This window comes from Terrisphaera buseokensis, from assembly GCF_047521145.2.
Lineage (GTDB): Bacteria > Verrucomicrobiota > Verrucomicrobiia > Opitutales > Opitutaceae > ER46.
In genome coordinates, this window is sequence record NZ_CM134186.1 from 655,886 (window position 1) to 672,615 (window position 16,730).

At 63.5% G+C, this 16,730-nt stretch carries 8 protein-coding genes; 3 read left to right on the forward strand and 5 right to left on the reverse strand.

The window, feature by feature from the left end; translation table 11 throughout:
• Nucleotides 1–350: 350 nt before the first annotated feature.
• The 5 genes from ACLJEU_RS02465 to ACLJEU_RS02485 form a co-directional block, all read right to left on the reverse strand.
• Nucleotides 351–971, reverse strand: coding sequence for a 3-keto-disaccharide hydrolase (locus ACLJEU_RS02465; protein WP_457795332.1), 621 nt, complete (start codon nt 969–971; stop codon nt 351–353).
• Nucleotides 972–1,349: 378 nt separating this feature from the next.
• Complete coding sequence (locus tag ACLJEU_RS02470) at nt 1,350–7,724, reverse strand: RHS repeat-associated core domain-containing protein (protein ID WP_414664427.1); 6,375 nt, start codon at nt 7,722–7,724, stop codon at nt 1,350–1,352.
• Between the two features lie 3 nt (nt 7,725–7,727).
• Nucleotides 7,728–8,363: a hypothetical protein gene (locus ACLJEU_RS02475; RefSeq protein ID WP_414664428.1), complete on the reverse strand. Its 636-nt coding sequence runs from the start codon at nt 8,361–8,363 to the stop codon at nt 7,728–7,730.
• Entirely contained in the window at nt 8,360–11,437 is a 3,078-nt protein-coding gene (locus ACLJEU_RS02480) for a PA14 domain-containing protein (protein ID WP_414664429.1), read from the reverse strand. Before ACLJEU_RS02480 ends, ACLJEU_RS02475 begins: the two co-directional genes overlap by 4 nt.
• An 8-nt stretch (nt 11,438–11,445) precedes the next feature.
• On the reverse strand, nt 11,446–12,549 hold the full coding sequence (locus ACLJEU_RS02485; protein WP_414664430.1) for a TlpA family protein disulfide reductase: 1,104 nt from the start codon (nt 12,547–12,549) through the stop codon (nt 11,446–11,448).
• A 381-nt stretch (nt 12,550–12,930) separates the two neighbouring features.
• Here ACLJEU_RS02485 and guaA point away from each other — a divergent pair, with 381 nt between their 5' ends.
• The 3 genes from guaA (at nt 12,931) to hisD (ending at nt 16,694) form a co-directional block, all read left to right on the forward strand.
• On the forward strand, nt 12,931–14,469 hold the full coding sequence (gene guaA, locus ACLJEU_RS02490) for a glutamine-hydrolyzing GMP synthase (RefSeq protein WP_414664431.1): 1,539 nt from the start codon (nt 12,931–12,933) through the stop codon (nt 14,467–14,469).
• A gap of 55 nt (nt 14,470–14,524) precedes the next feature.
• Complete coding sequence (locus ACLJEU_RS02495) at nt 14,525–15,286, forward strand: hypothetical protein (protein ID WP_414664432.1); 762 nt, start codon at nt 14,525–14,527, stop codon at nt 15,284–15,286.
• Between the two features lie 112 nt (nt 15,287–15,398).
• Nucleotides 15,399–16,694, forward strand: coding sequence for a histidinol dehydrogenase (hisD, locus tag ACLJEU_RS02500; RefSeq protein ID WP_414664433.1), 1,296 nt, complete (start codon nt 15,399–15,401; stop codon nt 16,692–16,694).
• The last annotated feature ends 36 nt before the right edge of the window (nt 16,695–16,730 follow it).

Consider the following 16,730-nt stretch of genomic DNA (forward strand, 5'->3'; position numbering starts at 1 on the left):
ACGGCGTTAAAGCAGCCGCCTCTCGACCAATGGCATTCCTAGGGGTGAGCCGGTCGGGTGCGAGGGCAAAGTCGAAGCGGGCGGGCGGTGCGCTGCCCTGTCGTTACGCGAAGATGGCGATCCGCGGTGCGTGGGTGTTTGCTGGTGCTGCTGCGCGTCGCCTGACGGTGAATCCAGTGAGCGGCGCAACGGTGGTTTGGGGGAATTTCCGCTCACGGGTCGAGGGAGTGGCGCGCTTCGCCGGTCCAAGCGCACCTGAGTAACGGGCCGATCGAGACAACGGAGCATGGAAGCTTCTGGCAGACTCCGACTGATCACAGCGGCGGCGCCGTGACGGTTCAGCCGTCGAACTAGTCGGGCGAGAGTGTGCGAATACGAATGCTTTTGAAGTAGAACGTGCTGCCCGGATCGTGGGCCTGGAGGGCGAGTGCGCCGCCGGCGGGGTTTAGTCTGCGTCCGGCGCGTTCGGGCGGTCGCTGGACGAGGGCGGGCTCCGTGTAATCCACCACCAGTTTTCCGTCGAGTTGAACGGTGATGTGCTGGCCGCGCACAGTAATCAGCGTGGTGAACCAGTTGGTTTCATCGACCGGCGATACGGGCAGATCGACGACGGCGTAGAGGCTCCCGGTCTTGCGTTTCTCCTTCGCCGAGCTGTTCAGCTGGATTTCGTAGCCCTTCGAAAGGCGCAGCGCGGCGCTCTGGGTGGATGTGTCGGTGTGGATGAAGATCCCGCCATTTGAGTTCGGCTCGCTGCGGGCCACGACCTCGAGTTCGAAGTCCTTGAGCGCTTCGTGGCCGTCGGAACGACTCCCCACGAAGAACAGATGTGAGCTCTCCTTGATCGCGCACGCCCGGATCGCACCGTCCACCACCGACCACGAATCCGGATAGGCATTCGCCTTCCATCCGCCCAGGTCCCGCCCGTTGAACAAGTCTCGCCAGAGTTCGGCGGCGGGGGAGGGGAACAACAAAAGCTCTGTGAACAGAAAAAGGAAGACAGCGCGGAACATAGCTGATTTTGGTTCAGAAATTCCAATCACAGGATCTTTTCGGGCTACCAAAAAATTCCTTAAATGAACGTTAGTCCACTGTGAGAGGTAAAAATGGACTAGTTGCCATTCGAGTGGTCTGAAATCGCGATTTTAGCTAGGACGGCTCTTTGTCTTTCGTTCAAGAATTGCGCTGCGTCGTTCAAGTCCGCCGCAGACGCATTTGTTGCTAGGTTGTCAGCGCAGGCTCCCAAGAGGTGTACGATTCCGCGCAAGTCGTAGCCGCCTCGTTCATCCCAAGTCTCAAATCTCCGAAGAAATTCGGCCAACCTCTGAAAGGATTCAATTTGCATAGAGAGCCTATTTTGCGCGTTCCAAGAGTTGAAAGGCCTGAGACAACGCATTTCGGCCAGAGTCATCAAATATTCTTTCTCCTGCAATAATTCTCACGTGCAGTGGATTGTTTGGTGTCGGCGCGTGGAGAACGTCGAATCCGGCCGATCGAATGTCGCCGACCATCGCTCCAGATACAGCGTCTCCGCGAATAGATTCGCGTCCGAACATCTGCCTAATTTCCGTTTTTATGGTCAAGTCTGTCGCAATCGATGCAGATTTTCCCGGCGATGAAATGTCGCCAATTGGCTTCGTGTCTATCCCTTGACGAAGGGAGAAGTTATTAGGTTTTGCTGTATTTCCAACTAATACAATCTCGCTGTCGACAAGGTGAACAATCCTGCCAGCAGTGTTTGAAACTCCAACTGATGTCGCGCTCCTCTCCGAGGCAAGTATTCCAGGCGTCGGCTTAAATGGAAAGAAGAGTAAGATGCGTTCAATGTTCCGAACTAGTTTCGGATATTGGTCCAGTATGGTTGGAGTTCCTGCGGGTACACTATACACCTTGCCTGATGAGGTTTCTTTAACGAGCACTTTTCCGAGTGGCGCACTGGTCACTTCCCAATCCCAAGACGGTTCGAGACCAATAATAGTATAGATTCGGCCATCACGTAAGAATGAGTCGCCCGGTGCGTAGAGCCTTCGGAAGTCGTATTCTTGTACGGCAGCGTCTATTGAATGGGATGCAGATCCATACGTCCCCGGATGTCCCCCCTCCGGCGTCCGATTGGTTCCCATTTCATTCTGTCGATAGCTGGCCGGTGTTTCGTAGGGCGGGGCGTTGGGCGGGGACGTGGGTTCGCGGCGCGTGTTGAGCCAGTTCACGAGCCGGTCGAACCAGCCTGGATCATTGTTCGTCGCCCGGTCGTCGGGCGTGGTCAGGCCCAGGTAATCCCATCGGTTGACGCCGTCGTTGCCGGCGAAGCCGTAAAGATTGAGCCCGCCGCTTTCTCCCAGCGGATCGCGACTGATGAAGCGGCCGTTGCGCGGGTCGTAGTAGCGGTGCCCGTAGTAAATCAAACCGGTCTCCTCGTCGGTCGACTTGGTAGAGAACCGAAACGGATTCTCTTTCGCGTAGGCGCCTTCGCTACGCAGCACTTCCCCGAACGGCCCGTATTCATAGGCCGCCACTGCCACGCCGTCATTGGATCGCAGCAGTGAAACCACGTTGCCGTTTCCATCGTAGGTGTGAAGATAGCTCGTGGCGGTCGCGTGGTCCGTCGTCTGGATCAACGATCCCACCCCGCCCGTCTCCGACAGCGAGCCACTGACGTCCAGTCCCCACGTGTAGCTCCGGATCAGCGCCAGGGTCAGTGGCGCGGGTGATGTGACGGAGAATTCGGCGATGACATTCCAGCCGTCGTAAAGATAACGTCGGTCGGAAAGAATCGTGGTATAGTCGGATCCGTTTCTGCCTGCGCGAACCCGTTTTCCAATCCGCCGCCCCATATGATCGTACCGGAACTCCAGTCGCCGGGCATCGGCCACGGGAATCGGCCCGATTGCTGCGTCGGAAGTTCGCATCGCGGCCAGTCGGTTCTCCGCGTCCCACTCGTAGTGCCAGAGCCCGTCGTCCTTGAGATTGCCGTCCTCGTCGTACACCAGGGTTTGATTGCCTGGCGGCGCGACGGCGGTGCGTGTCTCTCTTCGGACCAGATCCGCGCCATTGGCTCCGGCACCGGTTTGAGTGGCGGTGACGCTCACGCTTTCCTTCGCCGGCATCTCGCTGTTGGCGATTGGCAGTTGTGCATTCCAGTACCGTCCCTGTCGCCCGACGGGCATGGCACCGGCGGCATCGGCAACCGTGACAGCGATGCCTGGCACCGCCACGGTTCCCGCCGTGTGGACGAATTGATTCTGACGAAGTCGAATCTGATTGAGTGAGTTAGCGACCAGCTGGTCGGGGGTGCCGGCGGCCCCGGTGCGACTCACGCTCACGCGGGTGCCAATCGGGTCGTACGCGTAGACGTGATGGCGGCCTGAGAGCTGGGGTGCGGCGGTGCTGGAGGGATCTTCGCCCAGATAATCCGCCGCGTTGATCAGTTCAGTCCGTTCGTTGTACGTGAAGCGGCGATACGTCGAACCGCCGAAGTCTGCGAACGCGTCGCCTGACTGCCGGGCGGTCGTGCGCTGGGAGAGTGCGTTGTAGGTGTAGTCGTAGCGCGTGCGCGCCACGCTGTTCCACGTGCTCTCGACGGAGGTGAGTAGGTCCCGGTTGGATTCATGGCTGCGCGTCGTGCGGAAGGGCACTTCTCCGAGTGTATATCCGGAAACCAGTCCGCCGGAGTTGTAAGTGTAGGCGATATTGCGAACGCCCTGGGCGGAGCTCGACGACGTGAGATTGGTCAGTCGGCCCAGGCTGTCATAGACGTGATTCTGGCTGAGATCCGCCGAAGGTCCCCGCGAGGTGTCGCCCAGCAGGAATCCGGCGGAGCGCTTGTTGCCGTCGTAGAGTTGGGTAAGCGCCCGATTGGCGTAGAAGTCGCCCAGTGCGATCGCTTCAAGTTGAAGCGGCTGATCTGAACTGTAGACGAAACCTGTAACGCCGTTGACGCTATCCGCGACCGAGGCGAGTTGGCCCACCCGGGTATAGGTGTAGGCGAGAGGGGGCGTCGCATCCGAGTAGGTCTGCGTCCTCAGCTCCCCGGTGTCGCCGTCGTAGCCATAAGTCGTGGTGATGCCGCCCGGCCTGGCCCACGTGCGTGACGTCATTTGGCCGCGCCGATTGTAGCGATACGCCACCGTGCGGCCGGCGGCATCGCTGCGTTCGGAAGGCAATCCGGTGGCGGGATCAAGATTCCATGTCGTGGTGTCGGCCGTCCCGGCGGTGGCGGCAGGCCATTGCGGGCTATTCCAGCCCGTTCCGCCACGAAAGGTTCTTTGTTCCGTCTGCTCGCCGAGGGGATTGTAGACAAATTCCACGGGGTGCACGCCTTCGCCCCAGCGTCGAATGATCTGATCGCGGGTGTTGTACTCCGTGCGAGAGGCCCTTCCGGCTGCGTCGAAGACGACATTGATCCGCCCGGCGGCGTCGTAGCCGTAGGTGGCTACGGTATTGGGATTCGGCGTGACCGAATCTCGCACCGCACTCACCAGGGTCGTTCCTGGGTGGTACAGATAGGTGGTCGTGCCGGTGCGGGGATTGGTCGAGGTCGACGGCCGGTGTAAGCCGTCGTAGCTTCGTCCAAGCGTGAGACCGTCGAAACCGGTGACGCTGGTCACCAGGCCGTTCACCTGTGTTTCGATCTGTTTATTGACGAAGCCACTGGCGGTGACGGTCGTTTTGACGGTTCGGGTGCCAGGTTCGACGAAGCGTTGAACCAGCGTGATCAACCCGTTGGCGTCGACCGTTTGCACTTCGTCGCGCAACTGGCCGCTGAATCCAGGTAGGATCGCGGTGAAGTTGTTCAAGCGCTGTCGCTGGGTCGACAGGGTCAGCGCGGTGCCCTTGTTCGATTGCGGATACGTTTTGGTGATCTGACTGTACCACCACGATCCCTCGGCAAATTCGTAGAATCCGTCGGTCTCGGCGATGCGATCGCTGGACGCCAGGTCGAGGGTGTCGTTCCCGCCGAGATCGAGACCGGAGCGCGCCGGTTGGGAGAGTGCGTCGTAGGTGTAAAGCAACGGTGCGGTATCGCTGCGGCTCACCTTCCTCAGCCGCCCGGTGCCCGGTTCGTACGTTGACGATTCGATGTACGGCATCTGGCCGGCGAAGGACGGGCGCGAGGTTTGTAGGGGCCGACCGAGCCAGTCGCTCGATGACTCCACGAAGCGGGGTGCCCCGGCCTGGCCCCAGGCAATCCGACCGCGACGGATGCCCATGGCATCGACGTCGAGTGTGAAGTGTTGTGACACCACCGCGCTGCCGTTCCTTTCCCGCAGGCTGCCGTCGAGTTCAAAGCTTTCGATGCGAATGCCGGTTGTGGGGTAAGTGACTGTACGGGTCCGGCTGCCCGTGTTGTAGGCAAGTGTGGTCACACCACGGCCGGGCAGGGTGAAGCGTTCCAGTCGGCCCGCCTGATCGTATTTCCAGGTCGATACCAGGCTCTCGGCAGTGCCGGCTCCAACGCGTTCCTCGATGACGCGGCCGGCGGCATCGTACCCATAGCGAGTCGTGAGTGCGCCAATCCCTCCCGCAGCGGTTTGCGTGAGGTCGAGCATGCGGCCCGCGTCGTCGTAGGTATAATCGAAGCGCACGCCGGTTTCGCCGATCTCGTAGTCCAGCATTGCGCCGGTGTAGTGGAGCGAGTCCGAGGCTCCGTTGCTGGCAGTCCGGGTGATCAACTGTCCGGAAAAATTGTAGCTGTAGTCGGTCCAGGCGACACGCTGCCACGAGCCCGATTTCCAAACGTGAGTTTCCGTTCGGCGGACGAGCGCGCGTTCGTCGCGAATCGTGACCACCAGGGTCGACTTGCCGTCGACCAGCGAGACGTCGTCGATGTCATAGCCCTCATGTTGCGTGTACGGGGATCCACCGGAGGCCGCGCCATGGATCGTGCTGATTCTGCTGCCCACGGGACCGGACATGCTCGTTCCCGACGTGAACCCGGTGCCGGTTCCGGCATCGTCGGTAAGAGAAAACGCCGCGCCGTTCCAGTAACCACGTTGATAGACGAAGGCAGTTTTGGTGCCGTCGGCTCGGCGCACGGAATGGATCTTCTTATGGAAGAAGGCGTCGGCGGTGTCTTCGCGGAAATAGCGCACAATACTTTCCAGGTAGTCGCTGGTGTTGGAATACTCGCGGCGGGTTGCTTCCACCAACTGCAGTGAGGTGCCCGACATGACTCCGACATGCGTGTAGCCGATGCTGGTCTGCTGGGTGATCGCGCCGTTGACGCGGGTTACGCCCCCGCTTGGTCGCGTCGGAAAGCCAAAGACGTCCTCGAAATATCCATACGTGGTTTGCTCGCCCGAGTCATAGACCGTGGTCGCAGCCGTGGGACTGCTCTTCCATGGTCGGTTGCGGGTTGTAATCACGCCGGCGCGGTTGCGGTCAGCGGGCGATGAACTGACGGAGTACGTGTAGGTTTCCCAACCACCGCCAGGGAACGTCTTCGCGATGGGATATCCATACTGGCAGAACCAGGCGTCGGAAGCATCGGTGCCATAGGTGGTGCTGGTTGTCAGGATCTCGGTGTCGGTCGTGTGGGTGATCGCAGCGACCGCATCGCCCCACGGTTGGAGGGCATAACTGATGGACGCGTCGACTGCGGTCGCACCACTGAGAGGAGATCGGACTTTGCGATTCGACGTTCGTTGCAAGGCCGTACCGGAGGACTGCTCGACGATCTCGGTGGCAGTTGAGCCGTTCTGCACGGTCCAGTCACTGACGGTCCAGTTGAACGCCGGCCAGCTGCCAGTGCGGGTGATCGATGTGACTTCGACCCTGGCCGGCGCGATGCCGGTCGTCGTGGCGTTGGTTATAGTGCGCGTCGACCGCGTGATTTTCAGGGAAGTGGCGCTACTGCCCTGTTCTACCTTGTAGGTCACAAAGGGATCGCCGCTCACCGTCCGCGGAGAACTGGATCCGGTCAGCTGGCTGGGATGGTAGAACCGAATCTCGTAGGCAGTGGCGGTGAGTTGAACGAGGTCCACGGAGGCTTCGTTGGAAAATACCTGGCGGCGCCAGTAGGCGCCTTGCGGCATAAGTCCGGAAAACGTGACATCGTTGGAGGCGGGGCCGGTCAGGGTGACGGTGCCGACTTGCCAGAGCGGCGACCACGTCGCATTCCACGCGGGATCGCGAAGGGCGAGTTCGCCGGCCGAGCTTCCGTCGAGGCGGGCGCCGAGTGAGAGTCGCCAGTCCATCAGGCCCGTTTGCAAAGACGTGGGCGTGCCGGCGGGTTTCGCGGGCTCGTCGCTAGTCGGAACGATCCGAACGGTCGGATGTGCGTCCCAGACGATCGATCCGCCGCTGTTATCAAACAGGATGCTGTTGCGCGGCTGACGGTCGATTTCGACCCGGTAGCCTGGAGGCGCAGCCACGCAGAAGCGACCGCTCCAAAAACCCTGGCTCCAGAACGCGAGGGTGTACTCCCGGAAGGGTTCGCACGGGACGCCGTTCAGCGTGACGAGCTTTTCGGTGAGAGAGGGGTCTCCGCCCTGCACCGACACGTCCTCCGGCGCCGGCATCCCAGGTTGGGTGGGCGTGAAATCGCCGCCAAGCGTCATCCGCCAGGGAGTGCCGCCCGAATCGGGTGAAGCGACCTCGCCAACCACCCAGACTTTGAGGGGGACAGTTGCGGGGTTGCCGACGGGTGATTGCGCGAGTGCCCGGTCGCTGACGAATGTGCCGAGAAAAGCGGCGAAGGCTGCGATTGAAAGGCGGAGCGTATTCATGATTCAGATCCGCGGTTGGGGTCCCATGCGGCGGGCACGATCGCGTTCCTCATTTCTGTCGATGCGAGCGAGGGCGCCGGCCGCGAGGGTGTTGCGCGCGCTCGCTGCCAGGGCTCGACGGTAGCTCTCCCGCGCGGCGGCCTCGTCGTGGAGGCAGCGTTCATAGAGCATGCCGGCGGTGAGTCGGAGATTTGATACGGTCGGCTGGTGTGAAGTCTGGGCTTCCGCCGCCGCAATATAGGTCAGAGCGCGTGACGCAGCCTGACGCTGGGCGGCGAAGTCCCGGGATGCGCCCAGCATGAGAGCGAGACGCGTCAGCAATCGACCGCAGTACTGATTCCATTGGGCCGTGCCGGCGGCCCCCGGCACGGTCGCGACCAACGCGGCTTCAGCGGCCGCGAGATTTCCGCTGACGGAAAGCGCGTGCGCCTGCCTGACCGGCGAAAGGGACGATTCAGTCGGGGCGGAGATTCGGGTGGTCGACTGGGCGCGGAGGGAAGGCGCGAAGGAAATCAGCGCGAGCGCGACCATCCCAAGGCGTCGTTTCAGGCGGTGTCGGTGCGAAGCACGAGTGGTGCAGACGGCGCCGGGGGCAGGGATGGATCGCAGGAGGCGGCGGCGAGGCGAAAGGAGTTTCATGGCGCGGAGGGAAGGTGGATGTTGAGTCGATTGAGATTGGTGGAATCGCCCTGGGACGGCCCCTGCCCGGCGGTGAGCGAGAGCGGGGCGCTCCATGGCGACCAATTTCCCGCGACGTCCACGGCGCGAACGGTGAATTCGTAGGTGGTGCCGGCGGTGAGTCCGCTGATGGGCAGGCTCGGCGATCCAGAGATGCCGACCGAAGTGGCGTCGCGGCGCGCCTCGTAGGCGCTTGTGGCGACGTTATCGACGGCGGCGTTCCAATTCAGGGTGAAGCTCGCGGCGGTGACGTTGGTCGCCGTGAGTCCGGTCGGCACCGACGGCGACTGGATATCAAGGTAGTTCGCTGCGATGGTCGCGCTGCCATTCGCCATGGTGAACGTGGTGCTGCCGAGCGCGGGGTTGGAGATTGCACCCGGGCCGTTCACGAGGCTCCAGTGGCTAAAGGCAAAACCCGAAGATGGGGCGTGGGCGGAAATGGGGACAACCGCGTTCGTGGCGAACGAGCCGCTGCCCGTTCCGTTGTGGACCGTCAGGGTTTGCAGTCCCGCGCTTGCCGTGACGGTCACACTGGTGGGACTGAAGAACCAGCCGGCACCGTCCCCCACAGCGCCGCGGAATGTATAGGTTCCAGGGGTGTTGATTGTGACCGTCAACGATCGCGTTTGCGCTGTGCCGTTCGTGGCAGGATAGAACGAATTATTCGGAGGGAACTCGCCGCCCGTGTCGCCGAGGCCGTAGTGGCCGGTGGCGGGTGAGACTTGGTCCACGTTGATATAGCGAAGCGTTCCGGAAGGAGACGACGCTGCCACAGTAATGATCGCCTGGCCGCCGGCTGTTATATTGCTGACGTTGGCGCTGATCGTACAGCTCGGTGGTAGATAGTTTACCGTCAGCGAAAGCACCTTTGCGTCGGTCAACCCGTTGGCGGTCGCTTCAAGCATCATCGAGAACGTCCCCACTTGGTTCGGCGTGCCACTGATCAAGCCTGACGGATTCACCACCAAACCCGATGGCAGGCCGGTGGCGCGATAGGACGTCGCCGCCGGACTCGCGGTAATCTGGTAGGTGAACGGCGCGCCCCAAAGCGTGGTCGCGGTCAGCGGGCTGTTGATCGACGGGCGGGTCGCGTCCGGCTTGAAATCAACGTAGACACTATAGAGATCACTGTCGGTCCACCGGAACCGAGCCGTCACGAACAACTGGTACGCACCCGCGTTGATCGGACGCTCCAGGTGGAAGTTCTCGCCTTCGCCGCCACCCTCGAGCCACGGCTCCACCGAATTGCCTGCGGCACCATTGAGCCAGCCGTAGGTGTCGGCACCGCCCGTGGTGCGAATACGCAGCGTTCCTTCGGTGGGAATCTGGAAGGGGTGCATTTCGAGCGTGGACGACCAGTTGCCGGTGCCGTTGCCGTCCCCGTCGATCTCTTCCGTGAACGTGATGAACCGGGTCTCTGTGAGGAGGTTTTCCCAGCTGCCTCCCGTCGCGGTCGTCGTGGAGTGGAGGCGGCTCTGTGGAATCACGGTGCGGGCGGAGCCGGGCGGCTGCCAGTAGAGGCGCACCACGGCTCCGCCGCCGCTTTCGAAGTACTCGAGCGAGATCTCGGTTTTGGAGCCGGCCGTCAGATAGATCTGACCGCTGAAGCGATCCGCCGGAGCGTGGCCGGTCCAGTCGTCGATGAGGGTGTTGCCGCCCAATTTCAGCCGGACGCCATCATCGTTCAGTGTGCTGAAGATGTAGTAGCCAGTGACCGGAGCCTCCACCTGGCCGGACCAGCGAACGGAGAAGTTGTCCACAGGCACTCCGGGGGCCGGGGTGCCCGTGCCCCAGTCGAAGTCGACCGCGGCATCGGTGCGCGTCGTGACGATCGTATTGAAGCCGGTGCCGCTATAGTAGTCTCCGCGGAGGCCGTTGCCCGTGCCGGGGGCCGCGGTGGGCACGACGGTGAGCGTGGCGGCACCGCTGGTGGCGGTCCCGGCAGTGTTGGTGACCACGACGTCGTAGTTTCCGGCATCACTGAGTTGCGTGCTGGCGAGACTCAAACTCGTGCCGGTTGCTCCGGCCAGGGGTGTCTGCCCCTTGCGCCACTGGTAACTCGGGGCTGGCGTGCCGGTGGCAGCGACGGTGAAATGGACGGAGTCGCCGACGTTGACCGTCTGACTCTGAGGGGAGGTCGCGATTGCGGGCGTCTGTGGAGTGACCGGACCCGGGTCGTTCGCGGCGGGTGACAGTCGCGACAGGGGAATGATTTCACGCTGCTGGGAGGGACTCTCCCAGAAGAGTCGGGCTTCGGCGCCGCCGTAGTTCTCGAAAAACTCGACGAGGATGCGATAGCGCTGCCCGGCGTTCAGCGTGATTGCGCCGGAGGATTCGAAATATCCGTGGTCCCACCAGGCTTCGGCCACCGGCGACGATAGGTTTTCGATATAGACTCGCATCCCATCGTCCGAGCCGATCGTGAAGGTATACGTTTCGCTATGCAGCGGCTCAACAAAGCCGCTCCAGCGGATGGAGAAATTGTCGCTGCCTGTGCCGTTGGGCCCGGCCCCGCCCCACCAGTAGTTGGGCACTTCGCCACTGGCCGCGGTCCGGGCGAGCGACTGAAAGTTGTTGCCGTTGAAATACTGGGCGGTGAGCCCGGTGCCGCCGGCAACGGCGGGATTGATGTTGATATTATAGCTATAAAACGGACCGGTGCCCTTGAAATCGCCCGTGAAGTCATAGGCGGCCCAATAAAGCTGCACGGTGTAGGCGCCCGGTGCCGGCGCGGCGGAAAGCCGGCCGTGGTTGTTGTTCGTGGCATCGGTACCGTGGAAGTAGCCGGGGCTGTAGCTGACGATGAACTTTGCGCGCAGTTTATAATATCCGCCGGGACCGGCCAGGGATTGGGCCGCCGTCACGTCGGCGGCGTCCGCCTCGATTGAGGGCAGGTGGTCGGCGGTGAATGACAGGGCGGAAAGCTGGATGGCTGCGTGGGCCACGGAGACGGCGGCCACGGCCATGAAACCGACGAGGAGGCGGCCGAGGGAGCGGTGGAGCGCGGGGCCCCGTCCAAAGCGAAAGGTGGTCATGGGGGGGCCTAGCGGTTCGCGCCGGCGAGCAGGGCGGTGAGTTCGTCAACCCGGCCGATGCCGGTGAGCACACCCGCGCGATTGAAGACGAAGAGGGTGGGCGACGACCGCACGTTCAGCCGCTGCGCGAGGGCGCTGCGGGCGCCGCCGTCATCGCTGCAATGCGTCCCGGGAAACGGCGCGCCGGCCTGGGCGGACGTGGCGGCGGCGCGGGTGGCTCCGAGGCCCAGGTAGATCCAGCGAACGCCGCCTCGCCCTGCGGCAGGCGATCGGCGGAGCGGGTTGAAGGGACTTTTCGATCCGTCGGAGTCCGGCGTCCACACATAGAGCACCGTGGGCCCGGAGGCGGCCGCAGTGGCGGGGAGTTCAAAGGTGCGTCCTGCCAGATCGGTGAGTCGCAGGGAGAGAGGCCGGCCGATCAGGCCGTAACGGGTCGTGACGGCCTGGGCTGTCGCGGTGGCAAACGGCGGCGGTCGCATCTCGAGGAGCTGCGTGGCGAGGCGGTTGGCGTTCTCGGTGTCGGCTGCGGCCGCCAGGCCGGAGTACAGTCCGTGAACTTCGGGAATGGGGCCGAACTCACGGCGAAGGGCGTCCGCCATTCTTTCATGGTCGCGCCCGTCATCCGGCGGTCGCTTCGCGCCCGGGCGCAACGCCAGCGTCAGGCGTTCCGCGGCGAGAGCGACTTCGAAGCGGTGTTCCCGCAGCTGGTTCTTGTCGGCACGGAACGCCGTGGCGAGGGCCAGCGCGGCGGCTTCTCCGGCGGTGCGGCCGAGCTGCACGCTCGCAAGCGCGCTCGTGATTTCCAGTTTTCGCGCCTGCGCCGCGCGGGGATCGCCGGGATGGCGTTGGTGAAACAGGCCTGCCTGGCGGGAGGCCTCGAAGAGCCGGTCGGCGTGCTCCCGGCGGGCGGCGGCGAGGGCGCCGGCGTTTGTCCGGAGCGCGGGAGCGGCCGGCGGCCGGGGCGCGAGCGAAGACGTGAGGGTGCGCCATGCCTCGTCCGCGGTCGGCGCGCCGGCCTGCGCGTGAACCCACGGCACGACGGTGACGGCGGCGAGCGACAGTATTATATAGAAAGCGCGGACGAAACGATGACGCAGGGCGGGGCGGTTCATGGAGCGGCGGGGTGGTGAGGATGTCACCGCACCGCGCGCCAGAGCGGAAGTGCGCTGTATACTGAGACGTGGGTATATATAGACGCATATATTGGGGTTGTTTTGGCCGCGGAACTTCCTCGCTCCTCGCAGGAACCCGGTCGCTGCGCGTGCCGGAACCGTCCCTGTGCGGGCGCGAATGACGCGGAGTCCGGCGGCGCCGCACCGGCAGTGGGCGGGAGCGTGGAGTTTGGCCCGTGCCGTCAGGCCGCGCGCACCGTTTCGAATCCGGCGTGACGCCCGCGGGGCTGGCGCGGGGCGCAACCCGGTCTCGCCAACCCGAGAATCGCACTTGCCGAGCGCGGGGCGTTGGCCTGTGCTCGGCCTTTTCCCTCGCTGCTCATGCCACAGACCATCGCCGTCCTAGACTTCGGATCGCAACTCACCCAGGTCATCGCCCGCCGGATCCGCGAGTGCCAGGTTTACTCGAAGATCTACCACTATTCGACGCCGGCGGCGAAGTTGCGCGAGGATAACGTGGCGGGCATCATCCTCTCCGGCGGCCCGCAGAGCGTGTACGCGAAGAAGGCCCCGCATCCGGATCCGGCGATTTTCACCCTCGGCGTTCCCGTGCTCGGGATTTGCTACGGCGTGCAGCTGATGGGGCACTTCCTCGAGGGCGAGGTCGAGCACAGCAAGGCGCGCGAATACGGTCACGGGGTGCTGACGATTCAGAAACCCGGCCGGTTGTTCGCGGGTTTGCCGAAGAAATTGCGCGTGTGGAATTCACACGGCGACAAGCTGACGAAACTCCCGCCGGGATTCCGCGCGATCGGCACGACGGAGAACTCGCCGTTTGCGGCGATCGAGGACGCGAAGAGGAATTTCTACGGGATCCAGTTTCACCCGGAGGTCTTCCACACCGAGCGCGGCGGTGACATGATCCGCAATTTCCTGCTCGGCATCTGCGCGGTGAAGGCCGAATGGACGACGCGCGACTTCATCACGCAGGCAGTGGAAAAAATCCGTGCGCAGGTCGGCAACGGCCGGGTGCTGCTCGGGTTGTCCGGCGGCGTCGATTCGTCCGTGGCCGCCGCTCTGCTGCACAAGGCCATCGGCAAGCAGCTGACGTGCGTCTTTGTCGACAACGGCCTGCTGCGGAAAGGCGAGCGCAAGGCGGTCGAGAAGCTCTACGGCGATCACTTCCACATCGACCTGCGGGTCGCGGATGCCGGGAAGCTTTTCCTGCGCCGGCTGAAGGGCGTGAGCGAGCCGGAACAGAAGCGGAAAATCATCGGTCGCACCTTCGTGGAAGTGTTCGAGAAATCCCTCAAGTCGATCGGTCGGGCAGAGTTCCTCGGCCAGGGCACGCTCTACCCGGATGTGATCGAGAGTGTGTCCATCGGCGGCAATCCCGCCGCCCTCATCAAGACGCACCACAACGTCGGCGGCCTGCCCGAGCGGATGAAGCTCAAGCTCATCGAGCCGTTGCGCGAGTTGTTCAAGGACGAGGTTCGCCGCGTGGGCGAGGCGCTCGGCCTCCCGCAGGAAGTCGTGTGGCGCCAGCCGTTCCCCGGTCCGGGTCTCGGCGTGCGCGTCATGGGCGATATCACGCCCGACAAACTCGAAATCCTGCGCAACGCCGACGCCGTCCTGCAGGAGGAGATGATGAGCAGCGGGTTTTATTACAAGGTGTGGCAGTCGTTCTGCGTTTTCCTCCCCGTGAAGACCGTGGGTGTGTTCGGCGACGAGCGCACGTATGACTACGTGATTGCGCTGCGCGTGGTGGAAAGCACCGACGCCATGACGGCCGACTGGGCCAAACTCCCGCACGACCTGCTGCAGAAAATCTCGAGCCGCATCACCAACGAAGTTCGCGGCGTGGGCCGCGTGGTGTTCGACATCAGTTCCAAACCGCCCGCGACCATCGAGTGGGAGTAAGGCTCCGCTGCGACGCGCGGCCGCCCGCCCGCGCCCTTTTCGTTTCCCTCCACCTATGAACCTTCACCCGCTGCGATTCCCGTTGGTTGTGTCCGTTGCCTTCGCCCTCGCAGCCGCGGCTCACGCGGCCGAGCCGGCCATCATTGCGAAGGCCCGCGCTTATCTCGGAACCGAAGCGGCATTGGAGGCGGTGCGGTCCGTGCACTACGTGGGCACTGTCCTCACCTCCGACCCGGTCGATCCGACCAAGCAGACGAAAGCCTTGATCGAGATCGTCGCGCAGAAGCCGGATCAGCAGCGGGTCGTGGCCACGACCGACAAGGCGATCGAGACGACCGTGGTTTCGGGCTATGAAGGCTGGCAGCGCAACCAGGACACGCTCGATCCGAAACGGCAGCGCGTCGTGGTGTTCAAGCCGGACGCCGTGAAGCGTCTCCGCGCGCAGGCTTGGGAAAACCTCTCGTTCTTCCGCGGCATCGAGAAAATGGGCGGACGCATCGAGGACCAGGGTGCGGTCACCGTGGATGGACTGAATTGCCAGAAGCTCGCGTTTATCTACACGCCGAACGTCATTTTCTACCGGTTCTTCGACGTCGCCACCGGTCGGCTGGTGCAGACCTTGACGGAAGACGGCAGCAGCACCCGTGAGGAAGGTGAGACCGTCATCAACGGCGTGCGTTTTCCCAAGCGCATGCAGATGACGATGAAAGGACCGAAGGGCGTGTCGCAGGACGTCGTCGTGACGCTCGACACCATCACGGTGAACGAAACCTTTTCGCCTGAGATATTCCGGATGCCGTCGCCGGCGACGCCATAGTCGGGAGGAACCCGATAGGGCGCGCAGGCACGCCCTCGCCCCCGCGGCATCGGGCCACTTGCGCGAAAATTCTCGCGGTTTGTCCGCGCAGCCATAGACCGCGCTCTGGCCCATGCGCACCCTCACTTTTGCCGCCAAGACATTTGCGGACGACCTGGCCGCCTTTTGCCGCGGGACGGTTGTACCCAAGGAGATAGCGGACGCGGTGTCTGCGATTCTCGCCGACGTCCGGACGCGCGGCGACGAAGCGGTCGCGTATTACGCCGCCAAGTTCGACGGCGCCAAGTTACGCGCCCGGGACTTCCGCGTGTCCGCGGCTGATCTGGCCGCGGCGCCGAAGAAGTTGCCGCCCGCGGAAATGCGCGCGCTGCAGGCGGCGCACGAAAGCATCGTGGCGTTCAACAAACGTGGCCTGCCCGAGGCGTGGTCCGCGAAAAACAAGCACGGGGCGACCGTGGGCGAGAAATTCGACCCCATCCGTCGCGTCGGCTTGTACGTGCCGGGCGGCGAGGTGCCGCTGGTTTCAACCGTACTCATGACGGTCACGCTGGCGAAGATCGCCGGCTGCCCCGAAGTCGCCGTGTTCACGCCGTCGAATGCCGACGGCAAGGTCGCGCCGGGCATCCTCGCCGCGCTCAACCTGCTCGGCGTCGACGAAGTGTACCGCGTGGGCGGCGTCCAGGCCATCGGTGCCATGGCGTACGGCACGACGACGATTCCCGCGGTCGACAAGGTTTACGGCCCGGGCAACGCCTACGTCTGCGAAGCGAAGCGCCAAGTGTTCGGGACGGTGGGCGTCGATTCGCTGCCGGGGCCGAGCGAGGTGATGGTGATCGCCGACGAGACCGCGTCGGCGTCGTTCGTCGCCGCAGACCTGCTGGCGCAGGCGGAACACGGTTCCGGTCGGGAGAAAATCTATCTGGTCGCGACTTCCGCGGCGATTCTGGCGGCTGTGGCCTCCGAAATCCGCACGCAGCTGCAACTGCTGACCCGCGCGGAGAAGACGCGCCGCGTGCTCGACGAAGGTTTCCTGGCCATCGAGGTCAAGACCCTCGCCCAGGCGGCGGACATCGCCAATTACGTCGCGCCCGAGCACCTCGAGTTGATGGTGGCTGAGTCCGACGCGAACAAGCTCACCGCCGCCATCACGACCGCCGGGGCGATCATGATTGGCAACTACACGCCAACGGCGCTGGGCGATTTCACCGCGGGGCCGAGCCACGTGTTGCCGACCGGCCGGGCTGGACGGTTCTTCAGCGGCCTGCGCGTGGCAGATTTCATGCGGCGGACCAGTGTCCTGCGTTACGATCGGGCCAGCGTGAAAAAGGGCGAGCCGGTCGTCGCGGCGTTCGCAGCCATGGAGAAACTCGACGCCCACGGCCGCTCGGTGCGGATTCGGACGCTTTAGCGCGAAGCCCGCGCTCACGTTCCGGTTGTGCCCGGT

Bases quoted from the DNA above. Each gene is read 5' to 3' on its own strand.
- hisD (WP_414664433.1), top strand. From the start codon at position 15,399: ATGCGCACCCTCACTTTTGCCGCCAAGACATTTGCGGACGACCTGGCC.
- ACLJEU_RS02480 (WP_414664429.1), bottom strand. From the start codon at position 11,437: ATGACCACCTTTCGCTTTGGACGGGGCCCCGCGCTCCACCGCTCCCTC.
- ACLJEU_RS02475 (WP_414664428.1), bottom strand. From the start codon at position 8,363: ATGAAACTCCTTTCGCCTCGCCGCCGCCTCCTGCGATCCATCCCTGCC.
- ACLJEU_RS02470 (WP_414664427.1), bottom strand. From the start codon at position 7,724: ATGAATACGCTCCGCCTTTCAATCGCAGCCTTCGCCGCTTTTCTCGGC.
- ACLJEU_RS02485 (WP_414664430.1), bottom strand. From the start codon at position 12,549: ATGAACCGCCCCGCCCTGCGTCATCGTTTCGTCCGCGCTTTCTATATA.
- guaA (WP_414664431.1), top strand. From the start codon at position 12,931: ATGCCACAGACCATCGCCGTCCTAGACTTCGGATCGCAACTCACCCAG.
- ACLJEU_RS02495 (WP_414664432.1), top strand. From the start codon at position 14,525: ATGAACCTTCACCCGCTGCGATTCCCGTTGGTTGTGTCCGTTGCCTTC.